This window comes from Phaeobacter sp. CC-HEC084, assembly GCF_059429255.1.
In genome coordinates, this window is the sequence record NZ_JCAIJQ010000002.1 from 1,193,993 (window position 1) to 1,216,101 (window position 22,109).

Sequence of the window (22,109 nt, forward strand, 5' to 3'; positions counted from 1 at the left end):
TATTCCGATGAATTTCCACGATGTCCGATTTCCCGCCTCGCTCAGCTTCGGCTCGGTCGGCGGTCCGCAGCGGCGCACTGATATCGTCACGCTCGCCAATGGCCACGAGGAGCGTAACACCCCTTGGGCGCATTCGCGGCGCCGCTATGATGCCGGGCTTGGTCTGCGCTCGCTTGAGGATATCGAGGTTCTGATTGCCTTTTTCGAGGCCCGTCAGGGGCAGATGTACGGCTTTCGCTGGAAGGACTGGTCGGATTACAAATCGGCCCGCGCCAGCGCAGAGGTGGATTTCCGGGACGAGGTGATCGGCACCGGCGATGGGCAGACTACGCGCTTCCAACTGGTGAAGTCCTATCGCTCCGGCACCTCACTCTACCATCGCCCGATTGCCAAACCGGTGGCGGGAACCGTGCGCGTGGGCCTGAAGCAGGAGGAATTGCGCGAGAGCGTCGATTACGAACTCGACACCGCGACGGGTGAAATCACGCTGGCCTATCCGCCCGAGGCCGGGCTGGAGGTCGTCGCCGGTTTTGAATTCGATGTGCCGGTGCGGTTTGACACCGATCAGATCCTGACCAGCGTCGCCTCCTTTCAGGCGGGCGATGTGCCGGATGTGCCGATTGTGGAGGTGCGGATCTGATGGCCGGGCCGTCGCAACCTTTTCTGGATCATCTCGCCACTGGGGTGACAACACTGTGCCGGGCCTGGGGACTGACCTGCCGGGATGGCGAATTCTTTGGCTTTACCGACCACGACCGCGATCTGGCATTTGACGGGATGACGTTCAAGGCGGGCAGCGGGCTGACCGCACGAGCGTTGCAACAGGCGACGGGCCTGTCGGTGGACAATACTGAGGCGCTGGGGGCGCTGTCCGATACTGCGCTGCGGGCCGAGGATATCGAGGCGGGACGGTTTGATGCGGCGGATGTGCGCTGCTGGCTGGTGAACTGGCAGGACCTGTCGCTGCGCTGGCTGCAGTTTCGCGGATCGATCGGAGAGCTGCGCCGCGCGGGCAGTGCCTTTGAGGCCGAGCTACGCGGGCTGAGCGAGGCACTGAACCGCCCGCTGGGCCGGGTCTATCAGAAACCTTGCAGCGCGGTTCTGGGCGATGACACCTGCCGCTTCGATCTGGACCTGCCCGGCTATAGCGAGACCCGCGCGATAGAGCGGAGTGAGGACGGCCGCCTGTTCTATTGGGAGGATCTGGCAGGCTTTGAACCCGATTGGTTTACCCGTGGGCGCCTGACGGTGCTGACGGGCGCGGCTGAGGGGCTGTGGAGTGCGATCAAACAGGACCGCAGCGATGCCACGGGCCGCCTGATCGAACTGTGGGAGCCGTTGCGCGCGCCGGTGGCGCCCGGCGACCTGCTGCAGCTCGATGCGGGCTGTGACAAGCGGATGGAGACCTGCCGCCTCAAATTCAACAACCTCATCAACTTTCAGGGCTTTCCAGATATCCCCGGAGAGGACTGGGTGATGTCGGTGCCGCGCTCGACGGGCGCCAATACCGGCGGCAGCCGCCGATGACGGGCGGAAGGGTGACAGGCGCGGATATTGCCAAGACCGCCCGGGACTGGATCGGTACGCCCTATGTGCATCAGGCCAGTTGCCGGGGGGCGGGCTGCGATTGCCTGGGGCTGATCCGGGGGATCTGGCGGGCACACTGCGCGCAGGAACCGGCGCCGCTGCCGCCCTATACGATGGACTGGTCCGAACCGCAGGCCGAGGAACGCCTATGGCAGGCGGCCCAGCGTTATCTGCGGGCAAAACCGCTCTCCGCCTGCGAGGTCGGCGATGTCTTGTTGTTTCGCATGCGCGCCGGGGCCGTGGCCAAACACCTTGGCATTCAATCCGCAACGGGCGCGCCAGAGGTGCCACAGGGGCAGCCCCGTTTCATTCATGCCTATAGCGCGCGCGGCGTCGTTGAGAGCGCGCTGACCGGCCCCTGGCAGCGCCGTATTGTGGCGCGTTTTGCATTTCCCGATGAGGTGAGTTGATGGCGACCATTCTTCTTTCTGCGGCGGGCGCCGCAATCGGCGGGGCCGTGGGTGGCACGGTGGCGGGGCTGTCCTCGGTCGCGATTGGCCGGGCTGTGGGCGCAACGCTGGGGCGGGCCATTGACGAACGGTTGCTTGGCGCCGGGTCGGACCCGGTGGAAACCGGCAAGGTCAGCCAGTTCCGCCTGACGCAGGCCAGCGAAGGCCGACCCATCGCGCAGGTTCTGGGCCGCACCCGCATTGGCGGGCAGGTGATCTGGGCCTCTGATTTTCAGGAAAGCACCACCACCACGGGCGGCGGCAAGGGCGGGCCAAGGCAGCCCAGCGTCACGCGCTACAGCTATTCGGTCTCGCTAGCGATTGCCCTTTGCGAAGGGGAGATCGCCTCGGTGCCGCGGGTCTGGGCCGATGGAGAGGAAGTCTCGCCGCTGGATCTCAACATGACGGTCTATCGCGGCACCCCGGATCAAGCGCCCGATCCGGTGATGGAGGCCATCGAGGGCGCAGGCAAGGTACCTGCCTACCGCGGCACCGCCTATGTGGTGATGGAGAACATCGCGCTGGATCGCTTTGGCAACCGGGTGCCGCAGTTCTCGTTTGAGGTGATACGTGGCGTGCAGCCGGGCAGCGCGGAATTCGACCTTGATCCGGCGCAGCTGGTGCGGGGCGTGGCGCTGATGCCGGGGACAGGCGAATATGCGCTGGCCAGCAGCGCGGTGAACTACTCCGGTGGGCCCGGTGATATGCGGGCCGCCAATACCCACTCGCCATCGGGGCAGACAGACCTTCTGACCTCGCTTTCGGCGCTGGAGGAAGAACTCCCGGCTTGCGGGGCCGCCTCGTTGATCGTGTCCTGGTTTGGCAATGACCTGCGCTGCGGGGAGTGCCGGATCAAACCCAAGGTGGAGCAGAAATTGGCCGAGGGCGTCGGAATGCCCTGGCAGGTCTCAGGACAGGATCGTAGCAGCGCCGAGGCGGTGCTGAAGGACGAAGACGACAATCCCCTTTATGGCGGCACCCCGGCCGATGCGGCGGTGGTGGAGGCAATCAAGGCGCTGAATGCCGCCGGGCAGCGGGTGATGTTCTATCCCTTCATCCTGATGGATCAGGCCGAGGGCAATGGTCTGCCGGATCCATGGAGCGATAATCCCGATCAGCCACACCTGCCTTGGCGGGGCCGGATCACCCTGTCGGTGGCGCCGGGGCGCGCAGGCAGCCCGGATCAAAGCGCCGCTGCCGATGCAGAAGTCGCCGCCTTCATGGGGCAGGCCTCGGCCAGTGATTTCACCATTGGCGATGGCACTGTCACCTATAGTGGACCCGAGGACTGGGGGCTGAGACGCTTCATTCTGCACAACGCCGCGCTTTGCGCCGCAGCGGGCGGGGTGGCGGCTTTTTGCATAAGTTCGGAAATGCGGGGGCTGACCCAGATCCGGGGCGTCAGCGGATTTCCGGCTGTGACGGCCCTGCGGGCGTTGGCCGCCGAGGTACGCCAGATCCTGGGGCCAGAGGTCAAGATCGGCTATGCGGCCGATTGGTCGGAATACTGGGGCTACCAAAGTCCTGAAGGCGACCGCTATTTCCACCTGGATCCTCTCTGGGCCGATGCGGAGGTGGATTTCATTGGGATCGACAATTACATGCCGCTGTCCGATTGGCGGCAGGGCACGGACCATCTGGACGCCGAAGCCGGAGTGCCTGCGATCTATGATCTTGATTACTTGCGTGGCAATATCGAAGGCGGCGAAGGCTACGATTGGTATTACCACTCGCCCGAGGCCGAAGCGGCCCAGATCCGCACCCCGATCACCGATGGCGCCCATCAGGAACCCTGGATCTGGCGCTACAAAGATCTGCGCAACTGGTGGGACAACACCCATCACGAACGGATCGGCGGCGTGCGTCAGCCGCTGCCCACGGCGTGGGAGCCGCAGAGCAAACCGATCTGGTTCACGGAACTTGGCTGCGCGGCCATCGACCGGGGCACCAATCAGCCGAACAAGTTCCTTGATCCCAAAAGCTCGGAATCGAGACTGCCGAAGTATTCCAATGGCCAACGGGACGACCTGATGCAGCTGCAATACCTGCGCGCAATGCTGGGGTATTGGAGTGATCCGGCCAACAACCCCATCTCGGCAGAATATGACGCGCCGATGCTGGATATGGATAACGCCTATGTCTGGGCCTGGGACGCGCGGCCCTTTCCGGCCTTTCCCGCCGCGAGCGACGTCTGGAGTGACGGGGAGAACTACCTAAGGGGGCACTGGTTGAACGGGCGTGTCGGCCAGCGCACGCTGTCGTCGGTGGTGAGTGAGATCTGCGACCGCTCTGGAGTGAGGGAGACTCATGTCAGCTCGCTTTACGGGATCGTGCATGGGTATAGCCTTGAGGGAACAGAGACTGCCCGCGCCGCGCTGCAACCACTGATGCTGCGCCATGGCTTTGATGTGATCGAACAGGATGGGCTCCTGCGCTTCCTGCCACGCACGGGCACCGATGCGTGTCTGCTGGAGCCGCAGCATTTGGTCGACAGCTCCGAGGTGGAAGGAGAGATTGCCCATCAGCGCGCCGCCGAGGCCGAACTGACGGGCAGGGTACGGTTGCGCTATGCCGAATGGGGCGCCAATTACGATCTTGGCGCGCAAGAGGCGGTTCTGCCCGATCAGGCGACCCATGCGGTAGGTCAACACGACCTGCCGATGGTTCTGACTGGGGCAGAGGCCCGCCAGATCGCCGAACGCTGGCTGATCGAGGCCCGCATCGCCCGCGACAGCGCGCGCTTTGTGCTGCCGCCTTCGCGGCTGGATATTGCGGTGGGGGATGTGATCGCCCTGCCGATTGCTGACCCCGGCGCTAAGGAGGAGACCTCGGGGCAGGGCAGTGAGAGCGCCGAGGAGACGCCCGCCCTTTACCGGGTGGATCGTATCGAAATGGCCGAGGCGCAATTGGTCGAGGCGGTGCGGATCGATCCCGGCGTCTATCTCCCATCCCCCAGCGCCGAGGAGCTGCCCGGTGTAAATGAATTCGCAGCGCCCGTGCCTGTGCTGCCGCTGTTCATGGACCTACCCTTGCTGACGGGCGAGGAAACCCCGCATGCGCCGCACCTGGCCATTACCGCCCAGCCCTGGCCAGGCAGTGTCGCGGTCTACGGCGCCCAGGCCGACGAAGGCTACATGCTGGAAGAGGTGATCGCAGCCAGGTCGGTCGTCGGGATCACCCAGGCGCCCTTGCTGCGCGGGCCGGTCGGGCGCTGGGACCTGGGCGCCGACCTGCAGATCAAGTTGATCTCGGGGGCGTTGGAAAGCCGCGATATGCTGGCGGTGCTGAACGGGGCCAATGCGGCTGCAATCGGCGATGGCAGCAACGGCAATTGGGAGATTTTCCAGTTCCGCAGTGCCGAACTGGTGGCCCCCGAGACCTATCTGCTGCGCGGGCGTTTGCGCGGCCAGCTGGGCAGCGATGGGCTGATGCCCGATATATGGCCCGAAGGCTCATTCGTTGTGCTGCTGGGTGATGCCCTGCGCCAGCTCGACCTGCCGCTGGCGCAGCGGCGACGGGCGCGTCACTACCGGATCGGCCCCGCGCGCCGAGGCTATGAAGACCCGAGCTATGTGCACCGGATCGAGGCTTTTGATGGCAACGGCCTGCGCCCCTATGCGCCGGTGCATCTCCGCCTAGAGGGCGCGCTGGGCGGGGCGATACAGGTCAGCTGGATCCGCCGCACCCGGATCGAGGGCGACAGCTGGGACCTGCCGGAGGTGCCGCTGGGCGAGGCGCGTGAGGAGTATCTGCGGCGCGTCCTGCGCGGGCCCGTGGTTCTGCGGGAAGTAACCCTATCAGCGCCGGGCTGGAGTTACTCGGTAGCGATGCAGGTGGCGGATGGGGCATTGCCCGGGGACCGGATTGAGGTGGCGCAGGTTTCAGACCGGTTCGGCGCCGGGCCTGCTGCCGGGGCGGCGCTGATATGAGGCGGCCCGTCTTGCCGGGTGATATCTCCTCCGCCGCCCGCGCGCTGTTGCATGTCCCCGAGGCAAAGCGCGCGCGCCTTTGTGCCTGCCTGTTTGCGGGGGCCGCGCGGGCCTGTGCCCATATGGAGCAGGGCATGGGGCTGCACCCAAGGTGGGGCGATGGTACGCTCAGCGCGGCAGCACGGCGGTTTCCGCTGGCGGATGAGCCACCGCTCGATGATGCCGAATACCTTGCTTGCACGATCCGGGTCCTGCGCGCCGTGCATGGGCGAATAGGGTAAGCCTGTGCGCCACGCATGGGACGTCTGCCCCGCGATCCATTCATAATGAAAATACTTCTCTTCACAAATTTGCGTTTGGCCAAACTTGCGTTAGATACGTAGTCTGATGTGAGAAAAGGATGCCTCACCATGATCAAGACACGCAAAGCCGTTACTCCGCTGGACCCTGTCTGGGACCGCATCGCAACCGAAGCGCAGGAGGCCGTTGATAAACAGCCCCTGATGGGCGGTCTGATTCACGCCTGCATCCTGCACCATCCAACCATCGAAAAGGCGCTCTCTTATCGCGTGGCGGCCAAGCTGTGCTCGAACGAGATGTCGATGGTGATTCTGCGCGAGATCGTCGATGCAGCCTATGCCTCCGACCCGTCCCTGATTGCAGCGGCGCGGGCCGATCTGATGGCGGTCTATGAACGCGATCCGGCCTGCCACCGGCTTTTGCAGCCGATCCTGTACTTCAAGGGCTACCAAGCCGTTCAGGCCTATCGGGTCGGGCACTGGTTGTGGAAACAGGGCGATTACGATCTGGCCTATTTCTTCCAGATGCGGATTTCGGAGATCTTCGGCGTCGACATTCACCCGGCTGCAAAGATCGGCCAGGGCATCATGATCGACCACGCCCACTCCATCGTGATCGGTGAAACCGCCGTGGTCGGCGACAACGTGTCGATGCTGCATTCGGTGACCCTGGGCGGAACCGGCAAGGAAGAAGAGGACCGTCACCCCAAGATCGAGGATGGCGTGCTGATCGGTGCCGGAGCCAAGGTGCTCGGCAATATCCGCATCGGCCACTGCAGCCGCATTGCTGCCGGTTCTGTCGTTCTGAACGATGTCCCCCCGTGCAAGACGGTGGCAGGCGTCCCGGCCAAGATCGTTGGTGAGGCTGGTTGCGATCAGCCTTCGGTCAGCATGAACCAGGTTCTGGCCAGCGGCGAGTAATTCAGGCTCCGTAAGGGGCACGGAGCGGGGCGCCTTCCAAATGGAAGCCGCCCCGTTTTTGTTTTTATGGTCTGCAAGGCCCGGTGTTTCGCCAGGGTATTTCCTCCGCCTGTTTGTCGGGAAGGTTTGGTGCAGAGGTGATTTGCCGTTAGCCTTTTCGTCCAGTGTTGCTGGTCTGGGAGGTTACAGCATGACAGCGTTTATTATCGGGCAGATGCAAATCCACAGCCGCGACTGGATGGATGAGTATTTTGCCAAAATCCCCAAAGTGGTTGAGGCGCATAGCGGCGAGTTTCTGGTCCGGGGCGGCGAGCCGGAGATGATGGAAGGCAGCGACCCGCTGCCCGATGCGGCTTTCATCCTTGAGTTTCCCGACCGTGCCCATGCGCAAAGGTTCTGGAATTCGGATGAGTTTCAAAGGCTTGCGATTCTGCGCAGGTCCGGATCAACGCTGAATGCCATTCTGGTCGACAAGCTCGCCTAGGCTGTTTTGGGCGCCAGCACCGGGCTGGAGGATGCAAAAGGGCCGGACGTTTCCGTCCGACCCTTGTTTGGTGTGATAGGAACAGCTGCCTGGATCAGGCCAGCATGACCATCGGGTTTTCCAAGTTCTCGACGATGGCGGCCAGGAGGTTCGCCCCAAGCGCGCCATCGATGACGCGGTGATCTACGGACATGGTGACGCTCATCACCGTGGCGACTTTCAGCTCACCATCGGCGCCGACAACCGGTTTTTTCACGCCAGAGCCAACCGCGAGGATGCCTGCATGGGGCGGGTTCACGATGGCGTCGAAATTGTCGATGCCGAACATGCCGAGGTTGGAGATCGCAAAGGAGCCGCCCTGGTATTCATGGGGCGCCAGTTTGCGGTCGCGGGCGCGGGTGGCTAGGTCCTTCATCTCGGTCGACAGACTGGAGAGCGACTTCATGTCGGCGTCTTGCAGCACAGGAGTGAAGAGCCCACCCTCAATGGCGACGGCAACCGCCACATCCGAGGCTTTCATCTGCAGAACCCGGTCACCGGCCCAGACGGCGTTGGCCTCGGGCACCGATTGCAGCGCCAAGGCCACGGCCTTGATGATGAAGTCGTTGACCGACAGCTTCACGCCGCGTCCTTCCAGCTGCTTGTTCAGCTCACCGCGGAATTTCAGCAGGGCGTCCAGCTGGATATCCCGGCGCAGGTAGAAATGCGGGATGGTCTGTTTCGCTTCGCTGAGGCGCGCGGCGATGGTCTTGCGCATACCGTCGAGCTTGACCTCTTCGTAGTCGCGGCCTTCGTACATTTTGGCGACGGCATCCGCAGAGGGGCCAGCAGGCGCGGCGGTAGCAGCCGGAGCGGCGGCCGCAGGGGCAGCGGCAGGCTGGGCCTCGGCCTTTGGTGCTGCTGTAGCGCCTTCGACGTCGGCTTTGACGATGCGACCGCGCGGGCCGGAGCCGCTGATCGCAGCCAGATCCAGCCCTTTGTCTGCCGCAATGCGCCGCGCCAGGGGAGAAGAAAAGATGCGGCTGCCATCGGCGGCGGCAGGCGCAGCCGGGGCAGGGGAAGCGGAGGCGGCGGGCGCCTCGGTGCCCCCTGCGGGGGCCGCCTTGTTGCCCGCGTCAGCCGCCGGTGCCGTGTCCGGCGCGGCTTCTTCCGCCTTTGCGGCAGGCGCTGCGTCCACGTCATCAGCGCTTTCACCATCGGCGAGCAGAACGGCGATGGCGGTATTGACCTTCACCCCTTCGCTGCCTTCAGGCACCAGGATCTTGCCGATAACGCCTTCGTCGACGGCTTCGAATTCCATCGTGGCCTTGTCGGTTTCAATCTCGGCCAGAAGATCGCCAGAGGCGACGGTGTCGCCTTCCTTGACCAGCCATTTCGCCAGCGTGCCTTCCTCCATGGTGGGAGAGAGGGCGGGCATCAGGATTTCTGTGGGCATCGCTGTCTCTCCTTACCGGTAGGTCACTTGTTTCACGGCGGCGATCACCTCATCCGTGGTGACCAGCGCGTGTTTTTCGAGGTTCGCGGCATAGGGCATCGGCACGTCCTTGCCGGTGCAAGTCACGATGGGCGCATCAAGGTAATCAAAGGCCTGCTGCATCACTTCGGAGGCGATGTAGCTGCCGACCGAACCCTGCGGCCAGCCCTCTTCGACGGTGACAAGGCGGTTGGTCTTCATTACCGATTTGATCACCGTGGGCAGGTCCATCGGACGCAGGGTGCGCAGGTCGATCACCTCGGCATTGATGCCCTCTTCGGCCAGCTTATCCGCCGCTTCGAGCGCGTATTGCATGCCTATCCCGAAGGAGACGATGGTGACATCGTCGCCGGTCCGCCAGATGCGCGCTTTGCCAAAGGGTACGGTGTAATCATCCATGTCCGGCACATCGAAGGAGCGGCCATAGAGGATCTCGTTCTCAAGGAAGATCACCGGGTTGGGATCGCGGATTGCGGATTTCAGCAGGCCCTTCGCATCAGAGGCGGAATAGGGCATGGCGACCTTCAGGCCCGGGATCTGCATGTACCAGGCGGCATAGTCCTGGCTGTGCTGGGCGCCCACGCGGGCGGCGGCGCCGTTGGGGCCGCGGAACACGATGGGGCAGCCCATCTGGCCGCCGGACATATAGAGCGTCTTGGCCGCAGAGTTGATGATCTGGTCGATCGCCTGCATGGCAAAGTTGAAGGTCATGAATTCGACGATCGGCTTCAGCCCGCCAAAGGCCGAACCAACGGCGATCCCGGCAAAGCCGTGTTCGGTGATCGGTGTGTCGATGACGCGCTTGGCGCCGAATTCATCCAGAAGGCACTGCGAGATCTTGTAAGCGCCCTGATATTCGGCGACTTCCTCGCCCATCAGGTAGACGTCTTCGCTACCGCGCATTTCCTCGGCCATGGCATCGCGCAGCGCCTCGCGCACGGTCTGCTGCTTAAGCGTGGTCCCTTCGGGCCAATCCGGTGTTTCGTCCACCTGCGGGGCCTCTTGGGGCGCGGCAGCAGCGGCGGTCGGAGCGGGCGCCGAAGGTGCCTCTGCGGTCGGCGCTTCCACCTTAGCGGCAGGTGCGGCATCGGCGATGTCGTCGGCGCTTTCGCCCTCGGCCAGCAGCACGGCGATGGCGGTGTTGACCTTCACACCTTCGCTGCCTTCGGCGATCAGGATCTTGCCGATCACGCCTTCGTCGACGGCTTCGAACTCCATCGTCGCCTTGTCGGTTTCGATCTCGGCAAGGATATCGCCGGAATTCACGGTATCGCCTTCCTTGACCAGCCATTTGGCCAGCGTGCCTTCCTCCATGGTCGGCGACAGGGCGGGCATCAGAATTTCAGTTGCCATAGTCTTGATCTCTCCCTCAGGCGCTCTTCTGCGGAATTTCGTCGGCGTAGATATCGGTCCACAGCTCATCCAGGGCGGGCTCAGGGCTTTCCTTGGAGAAATCGGCAGACTTGTTGACGATGTCCTTGATCTCTTTGTCGATCGCCTTGAGATCGTCTTCGCTGGCGTGCTTGCCGGTCAGCAGCATTTCGCGGACCTGTTCGATCGGGTCGCGTTCGCTGCGCATCTTTTGGACTTCTTCGCGGGTCCGGTACTTGGCCGGGTCCGACATCGAGTGGCCGCGATAACGATAGGTCTTCACCTCAAGGATATAGGGACCTTTGCCCGCGCGGCAGTGGGCCACGGCGCGCTCGCCTGCGTCCTTGACGGTCAGCACGTTCATGCCATCCACTGCCTCACCGGGAATACCAAAGGCCTCGCCGCGGGTGAACAACTCGGGTGTGGAGGTCGACCGGGCCTGGGCGGTGCCCATGGCGTATTGGTTGTTCTCGATGACAAAGACCACCGGCAGCTGCCAAAGGGCGGCCATATTGAAGGTCTCGTAGATCTGGCCCTGGTTGGCGGCGCCATCGCCGAAATAGGCAAAGGTTACGCGGCCGTTGCCCTTGTATTTATCGGCAAAGGCAAGCCCGGCACCCAGAGGTACCTGCGCACCGACGATACCGTGGCCACCATAGAAATGCTTCTCTTTCGAGAACATGTGCATGGAGCCGCCTTTGCCCTTGGAGTAGCCGCCCTCGCGACCAGTCAGCTCGGCCATGACGCCATCCGGGTCCATGCCACAGGCCAACATATGGCCGTGGTCGCGGTAGGATGTGATGCGCTTGTCGCCTTCCTCCGCGGCGGCCTCCAGACCGACCACGACGGCTTCCTGGCCGATGTAGAGGTGACAGAAGCCCCCGATCAGACCCATGCCATAAAGCTGACCGGCCTTTTCCTCGAATCGGCGGATCAGAAGCATTTCGCGATAGTGGCGGGTCAGGTCTTCGGCGGAAACATTTGGTTTCTTGGTGCTTTTCCTAGCAGCCATGATGGCGGACTCCCCTCAAAGCCAGATAGTTTAGTGTTAAACTAATCCATATTCGATTTTGCTGTGACTGGCGAGTGCTTTTATGACGCGGGGTCACAACAATGCATAAAAATCCCATATTCCGGGCGGTCATATCTTCGTGACGCCATGGTTGCACGGCAAAGAGCCTGCAGCAACAACCGGTTTCATGCACTGGTAAAGGGAGGGTAAGCCTTGTGAGGCAGGTGCTGGATCAGCGAATGACGATTTCGTCTGCGCGCAGCATGCCCAGAACGGAACGGGCCTGCTGATCGAGAAGATCCAGATCAAGGTAATCATCAGACAGGCGCCGGGTGCGGTTTTCCATCCGATCGATGTCAGCCTGAAGGAGATCGAGATCCTGACGAAGCTCTTCGGCTTCTGCCTGGATCTCGACCCTTCTGAACAACCCGAAATCGCCCTGCACCGCCGCAAAGGTAAAATACGCGCTCAGCGCGAATGCGATGGAGAAGAAGGCGAATGCGCCGAGAGACGGCTTATTGCTTCGGGTCACGTTGAGTTTGCCTGTATGATACTGCTCAAAGTATTGTTTTTGCACCGATTGTTTCGATGTCTGCATCCTGTATGCCACAACCGAATCACTCTGTGAATCCCCAAAATGATTAACGCGGGCAGTTTCTGTTTCGCAGTCCGCGCCTGTGTCATGATCGCAACGGCAGCCAGGGCTTGTGGGGAGTGCTGTGACTCTGGCCGCAGCGCAGGACAGGCCGTGTTCCAGTGAGAGACCCGTCGGCAATCTGCGGGCGGTGCTGCGCAATGAAAAACCGGCCGGGACTGTTGTCCCGGCCGGTTTGTATGGTCTCTTTGATTTGACTGACGCAGCACGGGACCGGCCGCAATCAGGTGTTTCTGCGTTCAGGCGGCGGAAAGCAGCTCGTCGTCATCGGCCTCATCAAGCCAAGCGGTTTCAGCGAATTCTCCCGCCTCATCAAGCGCACCAGCCACGGTTGTTCCCTCTTGCGCCTGCCCGGTAAAGCTGAGCAGCAGCTCGCTCAGGCGGCTTGCCTCGGCGCGCATCTGGCGGCTGGCGCCATAGCTTTCCTGTACCATCGCCGCATTGTCCTGAGTGACCCGGTCCAATTGGGCAACGCCGGAATTGATCTCCTTGATGCCCTGGGCCTGCTCGCTGGAGGAATTGGCGATCGACGAGACCATGCCGGACACCCGGGTAACGCTGCTGGCAATCAGGCTGAGGGTGTCGCCAGTGTCCTGCACCAGACGCTCACCTGCGCTCACCTGTTGCGCGGCTTCCGTGACCAGCTCCTTGATTTCGTTCGCCGATTGCGCGGACTTCAAGGCAAGGCTGCGGACTTCGGAGGCAACGACGGCAAAGCCACGGCCTGCCTCGCCTGCGCGGGCTGCTTCGACCCCGGCGTTGAGGGCCAGCAGGCTGGTCTGGAACGCGATGTCGTCGATAGCGGTGATGATCTGGCTGATCTGCTCGGACGAGTGCGCGATGGCGCTCATCGCTTCGCGGGCGCGATCCATGACCTTGCCGCCCTGTTCCGCGTGCTGGCGGCCTTCCTTGACCTCGCGGTCGGCATCCTGCGCCTGGGCTGCGCTGGATTGGACGCTGGCTGACATTTCTTCCAGCGCCGCAGCGGATTGTTCCAGCGTCGCGGCTTGGGTTTCGGCGCGCTGCGACATCTGGTCCGACATCTGCTCCATTTCGCGGGCATTGCGCTCGACTGCGGCGGAGCTTTGTTTGAGTTCCTCCACCAGTCCGGACAGGCTGCTTGAGAGCGCGTTGAAATCCTCGCATAGGGTGACGTAGGTGTCGCCCAGGTCGGCCCAGTCTTCGGCCTCAATCTGTTGTCCCAGATCTCCGCGCGTCAGGCCGCTCATGGCTGCGCCCATGGTCTGGAACAACGCCACGCGACGGTCGTTTTCGGCGCGGTTTCTTGCGTCGGTTTCCTCTGCCGTGCGCAGGATTTCCTTCAGTTCTTGCAGGTTGCGGGCGATGCTGCCGACTTCGTCCTTTCGGGAGAGGCCCTGGATCTCCTGGTCATAGTCTTTGTCCATAATCTGCTGAACCGCCTGGGCGGCGCCGGTAACTGGCCCGCTGAGCTGGCGGCCAAAGGCAAAGGCGATGCCGGTGGAAATCAGAACGGCCACCAGGCCGACAATCAGCTGCGGCAGCTCGGCAAAGGCCGCAAGGTCGTCGATGCGGGTGCTGACCTCGTCGTGGGTGACGCTCAGCATGTCCTGCATGTCGTTCACCGTGTCGCGGAGTTTTTGAACGGTTGGCAGGACTGTGGCAAAGGCCATGCGCTGGCGCATCTCAAGGCTCGCCGCTTCCAGCTGCTGTACTTGGCCGTGCAGTGTGGTCAATATGCCGGGCAGCGTCATGATGGTCTCATAGACCTCCGGCTGACGCGCGATGGTCAGAGGAATGTCGAGAAACCGGGCCTTCGCCATTGCGACTTCGGTCTCGACCTCTTCGATATTTCCGCGCAGGTCGCCGATACTGGCGCCGCGACCCAGAGCATAGGCAAGCAGGTCTCCGATCCCCTGCTCGATATCTTCTTTCATGTCATCAAGGCTTTTGACCTGAGCGTTGACGTAGCTGGCCTGAGAGATGGCCCCGGTGAGTTTGAGGCTGGTGAGCCAGGCGACAGTGGTGCTGGCAAGCAGCATCACTATGAAGGCGGTTGCGAATAGCAGCACTTGGCTGCGGAGTGAAAAACGGCTCATGGCTGAGTGGTGCTCCTGAGGGTGTGTTCCGTGGCGTTAATACGCGCGGCCAGCCCTAGGAAGGCAGGGGTCTATGAAGTCTTAACGGGGGTCCGAAAGGGCGCTCAAGAAAACACAAATTAATGTGAGTAATCAATTGGAAGAGCACGAAAAAGGCCGGGCGATGATGCGCCCGGCCTTGTTGATTTCAGGTGTTCAGCAGTCCCTGCCGAGACGTATGATCTTAACCCTGATCGAGCGCGGCGACGCCGGGCAGGGTCTTGCCTTCCATCCATTCAAGGAAGGCGCCGCCGGCGGTGGAGATATAGGTGAAATCCCGCGCCGCACCCGAGGCGTTGAGTGCCGCAACGGTATCGCCGCCACCAGCAACCGAGATCAGCTTGCCTGCCCGGGTCAGGGCCGCCGCCTTCAGCGCGGCCGCATTGGTCGCCGCGTCAAAAGGCTCCAGTTCAAAGGCGCCCAGCGGTCCGTTCCAGATCAGGGTCTGGCTCTGCTCGAAGATCTCGTTGATCGTGGCGATGCTGTCAGGACCGGCATCCAGGATCATGCCCTCTGCGGGGCATTGGTCGGCGGGCAGCACCTGATGCGGCGCATGGGAGGCAAAGGCCTCGGCCACCACAACGTCGCTCGGCAGGATGATCTTGCAGCCTGCGCTTTCAGCCTTGGCCAGGATTTCGGCTGCGGTGTCTTTCATGATCCGTTCGGCCAGGGATTTGCCGACATCGATCCCCTTGGCGACCAGGAATGTATTGGCCATGCCGCCGCCGATGATCAGGTAATCGACCTTCTTGATCAGGTTGCCGAGCAGTTCCAGCTTGGTTGAAACCTTGGCGCCGCCGACAACGGCGGTCACCGGACGTTTCGGCGCGCCAAGGGCGCTTTCCAATGCAGACAGCTCTGCCTGCATCAATCGGCCCGCGCAGGCGGGCAGGAGGCGGGCAATACCCTCGGTCGAGCTGTGCGCGCGGTGTGCGGCGGAGAAGGCGTCGTTGCAGTAGACATCGCCCAGCCGTGCCATGCCTGCGGCCAGATCGGGGTCGTTCTTGGTTTCCTCGGCGTGGAACCGGGTGTTTTCCAGCAGCAGCACTTCGCCCGGTTGCAGGGCGGCGGCGGCAGCCTCGGCACCGGGGCCAACGCAATCGGCGGCAAACAGCACCTTGGTTTCAAAGGCACGCTCCAGCGTCGGGATCAGCTGGTTCAGCGACAGGTTCTCGCGGCGCTCCCCGCCCGGGCGGCCGAAATGCGCCAGCAGGATCGGTTTGCCACCGGCCGCCAGAATATCGCGCACGGTGGGGGCGATGCGGCGGATCCGGGTGGAGTCGGTTACCACGCCATCCACGATCGGCACGTTGATATCCACGCGTACCAGAACGCGTTTGCCGCTGAGATCCATGTCATCAAGGGTATTCCAGCCCATCCTCAGGCTCCTTCCGGTCATTGGCGAATGTGTTTGGTGCTGTTTCGGGGCTTTTGTGCGCCCAGTCAATGCTCCCTTGGCAATTGCGACCGCTGCCCTTAGGTATCTGGCAAAGCAAACACGACAGGAGAGCCAGATGGCCGAGATCAAGGACCCGGAAAACACCATCATCGTCGAGCTGAAAGACGGCAATGTGGTGATCGAGCTGCTGCCCGATGTGGCGCCCAAGCACAGCGAGCGGATGAAGGAACTGGCCCGTGCCGGTGAATATGACAACGTGGCCTTCCACCGCGTCATCGACGGTTTCATGGCGCAGACCGGCGACGTGCAGCACGGAGACATGGAAGACGGTTTCAACCTGCGCATGGCGGGCACTGGCGGCTCTGACCTGCCGAACGTTCCGGCGGAATTTTCCAAACTGCCGCACGACCGTGGCACCCTGGGCGCTGCGCGCTCTGCCAACCCGGATTCGGCAAACTCGCAGTTCTTCATCAACTTCAAGGACAACCACTTCCTGAACGGCCAGTACACCGTTTATGGCCGGGTCATCGAAGGCATGGAGCACGTTGATGCGATCACCCGTGGTGAGCCGCCTGCGAACCCTGACCGTATGATCAGCGTCAAGGTGGCCGCAGATGCTTAAGCTGGCTGCTGCATTTTCCCTGATCGCGGGCTCGGCCTTTGCCTCTGGCCTTGAAATCCAGATCGAAGGCGAGGGCGCCAATGGTACCGTCAAGATCGACCTCTTCGAGGACGTCGCGCCGAAGCACGTGGAGCAGATCACCGCGCTGGCCGCCGAAGGCAAATACGATGGCGTGGTGTTTCACCGCGTGATCGAAGGCTTCATGGCGCAAACCGGTGACGTCCAGTTCGGCAAGCTTGGCGAAGACATGCGCCGGGCCGGTATGGGCGGCTCTGAACGTCCGGACCTTCCGGCGGAGTTCTCGGACATTGCCTATGACCGCGGTGTCGTCGGCATGGCCCGTTCGCAGAACCCGAACAGCGCCAATTCGCAGTTCTTCATCATGTTCGCGCCGGGGCATTTCCTCAATGGCCAGTATACCGTCGTTGGCAAGGTTACCGAAGGCATGGATGTGGTCGACGCGATCAAGCGCGGCTCGGGGCAGAGCGGTTCGGTCAAGGGCCAGCCCGATGTCATGACCAAGGTCACCGTGACCGAGTAAGCCGACCGGGGCTGCGGCCTTGCCGATCTTTCAAATACGTCAAAGCCCGCGCCAATCCGCGCGGGCTTTGGTGTTCTCGTGCGTCGGGTTGGCCTGCAAATGCCTTAGAACAGGAAATTGTCCGCCTGCGCGATGTCCTGCAACTCCGCGTCCTCGATCAGGATGGTGACATTGGTGAAGGAAACCAGCACATCGTCTTGCTGTTGCTCGATGTCCAGTTGTCCAAAACGGGAAGCTCCGCGACCGATTTCGATCCTGTCGGTACCGACAGTGAAGTCCGAAATGGTGTCGTCGCCGTGGCCTTTTTTGAAGACAAAGATATCGGCCCGGCCACCGCCGGTCAGTTTGTCGTCGCCCTTGTGACCGATCAACCGGTCCCGGCCATTGCCACCAATCAAGCGATCACCGCCTGCGCCGCCGGTTAGGGTGTCATTGCCGCCACCGCCGTTCAGTATGTCGCGGTGATTGCCGCCAGTGATTTCATCCGCGCCCGCGCCGCCAAGGGCCCGATCCCGGCCGCTGCCGCCCTCAATCACATCGTCGCCTGCGGCGCCCACCAGCCGGTCGGAGCCGGTATTCCCGGTCAGATGGTCATCACCGGTTCCACCGAACAGCGTGTCGCGCCCGCTGCCGCCGCTCAGATGGTCATCGTTTGCGTTGCCGTAGAGCAGGTCGTCCTGCAGGCCGCCATCAAGCGTGTCATTGCCAAAGCCGCCGGCCATGACATCACTATTGGTCACGGACTGTGCGTCGCCGCGAAGCCGGTCGTTGCCAGCGTTGCCAAGCGACAGTGCCACGCTGCGGTCTATGAACTTCAGAATTTCGATATTGCTAATCCGGTCGGTTCCCATGGCGCTGCTGACCTGAACCGAAGAGTAGGATGAGAACAGATCGTCCAGCCCCCGTAGCGTGGCCTGGCTTGAATGCGTATTCAGAACCAGCGTGTCGGTCCCGGTTCCGGCGTCAATGGTGTCATCGCCGCTCCCAAGTGCAATGGTGTCATCGCCGCCATAGGTGTACCACAGGTTGCCGACAGCGCTGTTTGAGGTGATGGTATCGGTTCCCGCCAGAATACTGCGTTCCAGCGCGGCGCCGCTCATCGTAGCCAGATCGTAAAAGCTCTCGCTGAAGCCGGTCATGGAGAAGACCTGGTTACCGTAGCTGTAGATGTAGAGATCTGTGAGTTCCCACACATAGGGGGAGGCGTTTGAAAAATCGCCGTCAAACCGGAGCGACAGCCCGTTAGTTCCGCTCATACTGATCGACGTAGCGGATTGCTGGGTAATTACCGGATCCGCAAAATCCGCCGAGTTCAAATCATTGATGGACCAGGTGCCGTTGGAGTCCTGGATGCGTACATTTGCCAATTTCAAAATTCCCTATGAACCAGGCCCGCTCCAGGCTGCGTTTGAAAGGCGCGGCCTCGGAACGGATAATAGGATCAACCATGGCGGTAGAATGATGGAAGGTAAAGGAGCATAATCCCAGTGGGTTACGTTTTGGCGAACTGGGAAGGAAGGGGAAGGAGTACAACCTGAACCTTGCCCTGAAATGCGAAACGCCGCAGGGCTCTGCGGCGTTTACGGTCTTCTATTCAGTTCAGCGACCGAGAGGTCCCTGTGACTTTTAGCTGTCGGAGCTGGGGGCCGAGCCTGCCGGTGCGGCAGCAGGGCGCGCCGGAGCGGCGGCAGCCGGAGCGGCTTTCTTGCCGCCGGGATTCAGCGGATCGTCCTGACGCTGCACGGAGCCTTCGAAATGGGCGCCGCTCTCAATGGCGATGGTCTTGTGGATGATATCGCCTTCGACACGGGCGGTGGAGGTCAGGCGGACCTTCAGGCCGCGCACGCGACCCACGATACGGCCATTGATCACCACGTCATCAGCCGTGACTTCACCCTTGATCGTCGCGGTTTCGCCGATGGTCAGCAGATGCGCGCGAATGTCGCCTTCGACGGTGCCTTCAACCTGAATGTCGCCGGTGGTTTTCAGGTTCCCGGTGATATGCAGATCGGAGCTGAGCACGGATGCCGGCGGCTTGGCCTTGGGCGGCGTGGCCTTGTAATCGCTCGCGGGCGCAGAGGGCGGGGCGCTCGGCGTTGCAGCCGCCGGAGTTGCTTCGGCCTGCTTCGGCCCGGGCTCATTGATTTTGCTCTTAGAAAACATTTCTCGCAGCCTTGATGTAGATCATAGGGTTTACGGGTTTTCCGTTGACCCGAACCTCGTAATGAAGGTGGGTCCCGGTGGACCGTCCGGTGTTACCCATATCAGCAATGTGATCCCCGCGCGAGACCCTTTGACCGACCTTCACGCGGAGTTTTGAGTTATGGGCATATTTCGTCTCAATACCAAAGGCATGGCGGATCGTGACCAGCCTGCCATAGCCGGATTGCCAGCCCGCATGGGTCACAACGCCATCAGCAGTGGCGTAGATATCTGTGCCGGTGCGGCCGGCGAAATCCGATCCTTTGTGGAGCCGGCGGCCGCCAGTTTTAGGGTCGCGGCGATAGCCAAAGCCCGAGCTTTGCCGCACGAGGCCAAGGTTCACCGGCGTGGCAAAAGGCGCCTGCTGCGCGGCCATGCGATAAAGGTTCAGCTGGTCCAACTCATTGAGAATGCTGTTGGCCCGACGCTCTTCCGCGGTGGGTTCTTCACCGCGGGTCGACAGGGCTAAAGGGGTGAGGGGACCACCACCCTGTCCATTATAGCCGCGGCGCACCTGCTCCAGGATCCGATCCGGCGGCATACCGGCGCTGCGGAACATCTTGTCCAGCGGCGCTACGGAAACGGTAACCGCCTCTTCCAACTGCCGGAAGATCTGGTTGTTGCGCTCGTCCATCAGCTTGATTTCCATCTCAAGCGAATCCCGCTGCTCCAGCGCCGATTGTGCGTCTGCCATGACCTGATCCCGCTCGGCGGCGGTCTCTGCCAGCGCGTCGGCGAGGAACTCCATCTGCACCGGGGCAACAGCAGCCATCATCTGGACCGGGCTGTCTTCTTCGGTTTCCTTGCGCAATTCGGCAAGAGCATCGCGTGCCTTGTCCCGCTGGGTCATGGTGTCGCGCAGCGTGGCCTGAATGACTTCGATGCCGGTTTCAAGCTCCCGGCGCCGAGTTTCGGAGGCGAGCAATTCGGACTGCATGTCGGAAATCTGCGCCAGAGCTGCGTTGAACCGCTGCTGCGCTGCCAGCGCCTCTTCTGCGCGGTTGTCCCGCTCCAGCGATAGGGCGTTGAGCCGGGTGCGGTAGTTCATCTGATCGCGTTTGGCTTGCTCGCGGAAGTTTCCGGCGCCGATCCCGTCCATCAGCACAATGGCTGTTGCCATGATCGACCAGGCGACAAACAGAACGATACCGGCAACGGCAATAAGCTGTGTTTCCGGCCTGAGCCGAATGAATCTGGTGTCGTCATCCGATTTGAGGAAAACGCGCCGTTCGGGGAAGCGCCGTTCGAGAAACGCGTGAATTTTAATAGTCAGACGTGTGCGCACGCGCTGATCCTTGTCCCATGCCAATTGCATGGCGCAGGGCCACTCACATCCCTGTGAGCCCAGGCGCCATGGCCCATTTGAATAGCCAGCCGGGCTTCATTGGGCAAGTCTGTTGACCAATCAGTAAGGAATTTGTGCCTGCAAGGCAGGATATTGGCGGAAATTTGCCGGGTAGCGGCCGGGCGACGGCAGTCACGCGCCGCCCGGCCGCTTTGTCAGCCTGAAGTCAGCCTGGGGGCTGTGCGCCGGTGTCGGTCAGCGGCCAGTAGAAATCGGGCGGCAGCCCGGCCTCGGCGCGTTTTTCCTCGTTGAAGGGCGGTTTCAGCGTGCTGTGGAAATAGGTTCGGACCAGATCGTGAAAGACATCCTTGGGATCGAGGTTCTCGCGCCCGCAAAGGAAATGGAACCATTTGGAGCCATAGGCGACATGGCCAACTTCTTCCTTGTAGATCACCTCCAAGGCTTCCACTGCCTGGGTCAGCTTTGCCTGGCGGAAAATCTTGATCATGCCGGGGGTGACATCAAGACCCCGGGCCTCAAGCACCATCGGCACCACGGCAAGACGGCCCATCAGGTCCTCGGCGGTGTCTTCGGCAGCACGCCACATGCCAGCATGGGCCGGAAGGGCGCCGTAGTGGCTGCCAAGGCCTTCAAGGCAATCGCACATCAGGTTGAAATGCTTGGATTCTTCATCCGCCGCCTTGACCCAGTCGTCAAAGAACCCGATCGGCATCGGCACATGGGAAAACCGCGCGATGATATCCCAATGCAGATCGACTGCGTTGAGTTCGATATGGGCCACCGCATGGAGCAGCGCGATACGGCCCGCCTCGGAGCCGGGTTTGCGTTTTGGCACGTCGCGGGGATCGAGAAGTTCCGGCTTTTCGGGCCGGGCCGGGCGCAGTGGCGGGCTGGCGGTGCCGACCGGGATCTCGGGTGCCTCACCGCGACGATAGGCAAACCAGCGGGCCGCGTGCTGGCGGGAAAGGGCGGTTTTTTGGCGGCCGTCGGCGGTGGTCAGAACCTCTGTCGCCATTTCGGCGAGGGAAAGTTCGGCCTCAGAACTGGGGGTGTCGGTCATCTCGCCTCCGTCGGGTTTCGTGCTGCGCCGCGTTCCTGCCCTGTGGCGCGCGCCATGGCAACGGATTTGTCTGTGACGAAGGCCGGGACCTCCAGCCCGTCGTTGGTCACTTGCGAAGTGACCGGCTCCCGTTGGGCCCGGCGCCGCGCGCGGCGCCGGGTGGATCATTCTACAGGCTTCAAAGTGCCTTTGCGGCCTCCAGAACCTCCTCAACATGTCCGTCCACCTTGACCTTGCGCCAGACCCGCGCGATGCGGCCCTCGGCGTCGATCAGGAAGGTGGAGCGTTCGATGCCCCAGTGTTTTTTGCCGTACATGTTCTTCTCCTTCCACACGCCGTAATCCTCGCAGGTGGTGCCTTCGGCATCGGAGAGGAGCGGCGTGGTCAGCTCATGTTTGGCAACAAATTTGTCGTGTTTGGCGACGGTGTCCTTGGAAATCCCATAAACCTCGACCCCGGCATCGGCAAAAGCCTGCAAAGCGCCTGAAAATCCAATGGATTCCTTGGTGCAGCCCGGGGTATCATCTCGCGGATAGAAAAACAGGACGACGGCTCTTCCCTTGAGGTCGGCAAGCGAGATTTCACCGCCGCCGTCACGGGGCAGGGTGAACATCGGGGCGAGATCGGATGGTTCGAGCATATGGGGTCTCCGCTTGGTTTTGCATCATTGGGTGCCATAAA

General features: G+C 62.1%; 20 protein-coding genes. 9 read left to right on the forward strand and 11 right to left on the reverse strand.

Annotation, left to right across the window (positions count from 1 at the left end; genetic code table 11):
* Positions 1–7: 7 nt before the first annotated feature.
* The 7 genes from AC5SSZ_RS06185 to AC5SSZ_RS06215 all read left to right on the forward strand — a co-directional run bounded on the left by AC5SSZ_RS06185 (position 8) and on the right by AC5SSZ_RS06215 (position 7,669).
* Positions 8–640, forward strand: a complete 633-nt coding sequence (locus AC5SSZ_RS06185; protein ID WP_495437618.1) for a phage distal tail protein, Rcc01695 family — start codon at positions 8–10, stop codon at positions 638–640.
* Entirely contained in the window at positions 640–1,527 is an 888-nt protein-coding gene (locus tag AC5SSZ_RS06190; protein WP_495437619.1) for a phage/gene transfer agent baseplate hub protein, read from the forward strand. Before AC5SSZ_RS06185 ends, AC5SSZ_RS06190 begins: the two co-directional genes overlap by 1 nt.
* A complete protein-coding gene (locus AC5SSZ_RS06195) occupies positions 1,524–1,997 on the forward strand; it encodes an NlpC/P60 family protein (protein ID WP_495437620.1) in 474 nt (157 codons plus the stop codon). Before AC5SSZ_RS06190 ends, AC5SSZ_RS06195 begins: the two co-directional genes overlap by 4 nt.
* Positions 1,997–5,965 (forward strand): baseplate multidomain protein megatron, encoded by a 3,969-nt coding sequence (locus AC5SSZ_RS06200; RefSeq protein WP_495437621.1) that lies wholly within the window; start codon positions 1,997–1,999, stop codon positions 5,963–5,965. Before AC5SSZ_RS06195 ends, AC5SSZ_RS06200 begins: the two co-directional genes overlap by 1 nt.
* Positions 5,962–6,246, forward strand: coding sequence for a DUF7742 family protein (locus tag AC5SSZ_RS06205; protein WP_495437622.1), 285 nt, complete (start codon positions 5,962–5,964; stop codon positions 6,244–6,246). The genes AC5SSZ_RS06200 and AC5SSZ_RS06205 overlap by 4 nt, the downstream gene beginning before the upstream one ends.
* A gap of 129 nt (positions 6,247–6,375) precedes the next feature.
* Positions 6,376–7,185: a serine O-acetyltransferase gene (cysE, locus tag AC5SSZ_RS06210; protein WP_065270400.1), complete on the forward strand. Its 810-nt coding sequence runs from the start codon at positions 6,376–6,378 to the stop codon at positions 7,183–7,185.
* 190 nt (positions 7,186–7,375) lie between these two features.
* Positions 7,376–7,669 carry a DUF1330 domain-containing protein gene (locus AC5SSZ_RS06215; protein ID WP_274829226.1) on the forward strand — a complete coding sequence of 98 codons (294 nt, stop codon included), beginning with the start codon at positions 7,376–7,378 and terminating at the stop codon, positions 7,667–7,669.
* A gap of 94 nt (positions 7,670–7,763) precedes the next feature.
* Here the strand turns inward: AC5SSZ_RS06215 and AC5SSZ_RS06220 are convergent, their stop codons facing one another.
* The 6 genes from AC5SSZ_RS06220 to AC5SSZ_RS06245 all read right to left on the reverse strand — a co-directional run bounded on the left by AC5SSZ_RS06220 (position 7,764) and on the right by AC5SSZ_RS06245 (position 15,676).
* Positions 7,764–9,104 carry a pyruvate dehydrogenase complex dihydrolipoamide acetyltransferase gene (locus AC5SSZ_RS06220; RefSeq protein ID WP_495437623.1) on the reverse strand — a complete coding sequence of 447 codons (1,341 nt, stop codon included), beginning with the start codon at positions 9,102–9,104 and terminating at the stop codon, positions 7,764–7,766.
* A 12-nt stretch (positions 9,105–9,116) separates the two neighbouring features.
* Positions 9,117–10,496: a pyruvate dehydrogenase complex E1 component subunit beta gene (locus AC5SSZ_RS06225; RefSeq protein ID WP_495437624.1), complete on the reverse strand. Its 1,380-nt coding sequence runs from the start codon at positions 10,494–10,496 to the stop codon at positions 9,117–9,119.
* Between the two features lie 16 nt (positions 10,497–10,512).
* Positions 10,513–11,526, reverse strand: coding sequence for a pyruvate dehydrogenase (acetyl-transferring) E1 component subunit alpha (gene pdhA, locus AC5SSZ_RS06230; protein ID WP_065270396.1), 1,014 nt, complete (start codon positions 11,524–11,526; stop codon positions 10,513–10,515).
* 232 nt (positions 11,527–11,758) lie between these two features.
* A complete protein-coding gene (locus tag AC5SSZ_RS06235; RefSeq protein ID WP_065273470.1) occupies positions 11,759–12,058 on the reverse strand; it encodes an FtsB family cell division protein in 300 nt (99 codons plus the stop codon).
* 362 nt (positions 12,059–12,420) lie between these two features.
* Positions 12,421–14,259 (reverse strand): methyl-accepting chemotaxis protein, encoded by a 1,839-nt coding sequence (locus tag AC5SSZ_RS06240; RefSeq protein ID WP_495437625.1) that lies wholly within the window; start codon positions 14,257–14,259, stop codon positions 12,421–12,423.
* A 223-nt stretch (positions 14,260–14,482) separates the two neighbouring features.
* Positions 14,483–15,676, reverse strand: coding sequence for a phosphoglycerate kinase (locus tag AC5SSZ_RS06245; protein WP_495437626.1), 1,194 nt, complete (start codon positions 15,674–15,676; stop codon positions 14,483–14,485).
* A gap of 136 nt (positions 15,677–15,812) precedes the next feature.
* On the opposite strand from AC5SSZ_RS06245, the gene AC5SSZ_RS06250 reads away from it, so the two are divergent.
* Together AC5SSZ_RS06250 and AC5SSZ_RS06255 are read left to right on the forward strand one after the other, a co-directional pair.
* The gene (locus AC5SSZ_RS06250) at positions 15,813–16,319 is read left to right on the forward strand and encodes a peptidylprolyl isomerase (protein ID WP_065270393.1); all 507 of its coding nucleotides are present in this window, start codon (positions 15,813–15,815) and stop codon (positions 16,317–16,319) included.
* Positions 16,312–16,860, forward strand: a complete 549-nt coding sequence (locus tag AC5SSZ_RS06255) for a peptidylprolyl isomerase (protein ID WP_065270392.1) — start codon at positions 16,312–16,314, stop codon at positions 16,858–16,860. Before AC5SSZ_RS06250 ends, AC5SSZ_RS06255 begins: the two co-directional genes overlap by 8 nt.
* Positions 16,861–16,964: 104 nt before the next feature.
* Here AC5SSZ_RS06255 and AC5SSZ_RS06260 read toward each other — a convergent pair whose 3' ends face one another.
* The 5 genes from AC5SSZ_RS06260 to AC5SSZ_RS06280 form a co-directional block, all read right to left on the reverse strand.
* Positions 16,965–18,227, reverse strand: a complete 1,263-nt coding sequence (locus AC5SSZ_RS06260) for a calcium-binding protein (RefSeq protein ID WP_495437627.1) — start codon at positions 18,225–18,227, stop codon at positions 16,965–16,967.
* 259 nt (positions 18,228–18,486) lie between these two features.
* Positions 18,487–19,023, reverse strand: coding sequence for a bactofilin family protein (locus AC5SSZ_RS06265; protein ID WP_065270389.1), 537 nt, complete (start codon positions 19,021–19,023; stop codon positions 18,487–18,489).
* Positions 19,013–20,347, reverse strand: a complete 1,335-nt coding sequence (locus AC5SSZ_RS06270; protein ID WP_495437628.1) for a DUF5930 domain-containing protein — start codon at positions 20,345–20,347, stop codon at positions 19,013–19,015. Before AC5SSZ_RS06270 ends, AC5SSZ_RS06265 begins: the two co-directional genes overlap by 11 nt.
* A gap of 226 nt (positions 20,348–20,573) precedes the next feature.
* Positions 20,574–21,428, reverse strand: coding sequence for a ferritin-like domain-containing protein (locus tag AC5SSZ_RS06275; protein ID WP_495437629.1), 855 nt, complete (start codon positions 21,426–21,428; stop codon positions 20,574–20,576).
* Positions 21,429–21,606: 178 nt separating this feature from the next.
* The gene (locus tag AC5SSZ_RS06280; RefSeq protein ID WP_274829238.1) at positions 21,607–22,068 is read right to left on the reverse strand and encodes a peroxiredoxin; all 462 of its coding nucleotides are present in this window, start codon (positions 22,066–22,068) and stop codon (positions 21,607–21,609) included.
* Between the last annotated feature and the right edge of the window lie 41 nt (positions 22,069–22,109).

Excerpts from the sequence above, each read along its gene's own strand:
- AC5SSZ_RS06185 (WP_495437618.1), top strand. The coding sequence starts at position 8 with ATGAATTTCCACGATGTCCGATTTCCCGCCTCGCTCAGCTTCGGCTCG.
- AC5SSZ_RS06195 (WP_495437620.1), top strand. The coding sequence starts at position 1,524 with ATGACGGGCGGAAGGGTGACAGGCGCGGATATTGCCAAGACCGCCCGG.
- AC5SSZ_RS06275 (WP_495437629.1), bottom strand. The coding sequence starts at position 21,428 with ATGACCGACACCCCCAGTTCTGAGGCCGAACTTTCCCTCGCCGAAATG.
- AC5SSZ_RS06205 (WP_495437622.1), top strand. The coding sequence starts at position 5,962 with ATGAGGCGGCCCGTCTTGCCGGGTGATATCTCCTCCGCCGCCCGCGCG.
- AC5SSZ_RS06245 (WP_495437626.1), bottom strand. The coding sequence starts at position 15,676 with ATGGGCTGGAATACCCTTGATGACATGGATCTCAGCGGCAAACGCGTT.
- AC5SSZ_RS06220 (WP_495437623.1), bottom strand. The coding sequence starts at position 9,104 with ATGCCCACAGAAATCCTGATGCCCGCCCTCTCTCCCACCATGGAGGAA.
- AC5SSZ_RS06255 (WP_065270392.1), top strand. The coding sequence starts at position 16,312 with ATGCTTAAGCTGGCTGCTGCATTTTCCCTGATCGCGGGCTCGGCCTTT.
- AC5SSZ_RS06280 (WP_274829238.1), bottom strand. The coding sequence starts at position 22,068 with ATGCTCGAACCATCCGATCTCGCCCCGATGTTCACCCTGCCCCGTGAC.
- AC5SSZ_RS06225 (WP_495437624.1), bottom strand. The coding sequence starts at position 10,496 with ATGGCAACTGAAATTCTGATGCCCGCCCTGTCGCCGACCATGGAGGAA.
- AC5SSZ_RS06215 (WP_274829226.1), top strand. The coding sequence starts at position 7,376 with ATGACAGCGTTTATTATCGGGCAGATGCAAATCCACAGCCGCGACTGG.
- AC5SSZ_RS06200 (WP_495437621.1), top strand. The coding sequence starts at position 1,997 with ATGGCGACCATTCTTCTTTCTGCGGCGGGCGCCGCAATCGGCGGGGCC.
- cysE (WP_065270400.1), top strand. The coding sequence starts at position 6,376 with ATGATCAAGACACGCAAAGCCGTTACTCCGCTGGACCCTGTCTGGGAC.
- AC5SSZ_RS06265 (WP_065270389.1), bottom strand. The coding sequence starts at position 19,023 with ATGTTTTCTAAGAGCAAAATCAATGAGCCCGGGCCGAAGCAGGCCGAA.
- pdhA (WP_065270396.1), bottom strand. The coding sequence starts at position 11,526 with ATGGCTGCTAGGAAAAGCACCAAGAAACCAAATGTTTCCGCCGAAGAC.
- AC5SSZ_RS06240 (WP_495437625.1), bottom strand. The coding sequence starts at position 14,259 with ATGAGCCGTTTTTCACTCCGCAGCCAAGTGCTGCTATTCGCAACCGCC.
- AC5SSZ_RS06190 (WP_495437619.1), top strand. The coding sequence starts at position 640 with ATGGCCGGGCCGTCGCAACCTTTTCTGGATCATCTCGCCACTGGGGTG.
- AC5SSZ_RS06250 (WP_065270393.1), top strand. The coding sequence starts at position 15,813 with ATGGCCGAGATCAAGGACCCGGAAAACACCATCATCGTCGAGCTGAAA.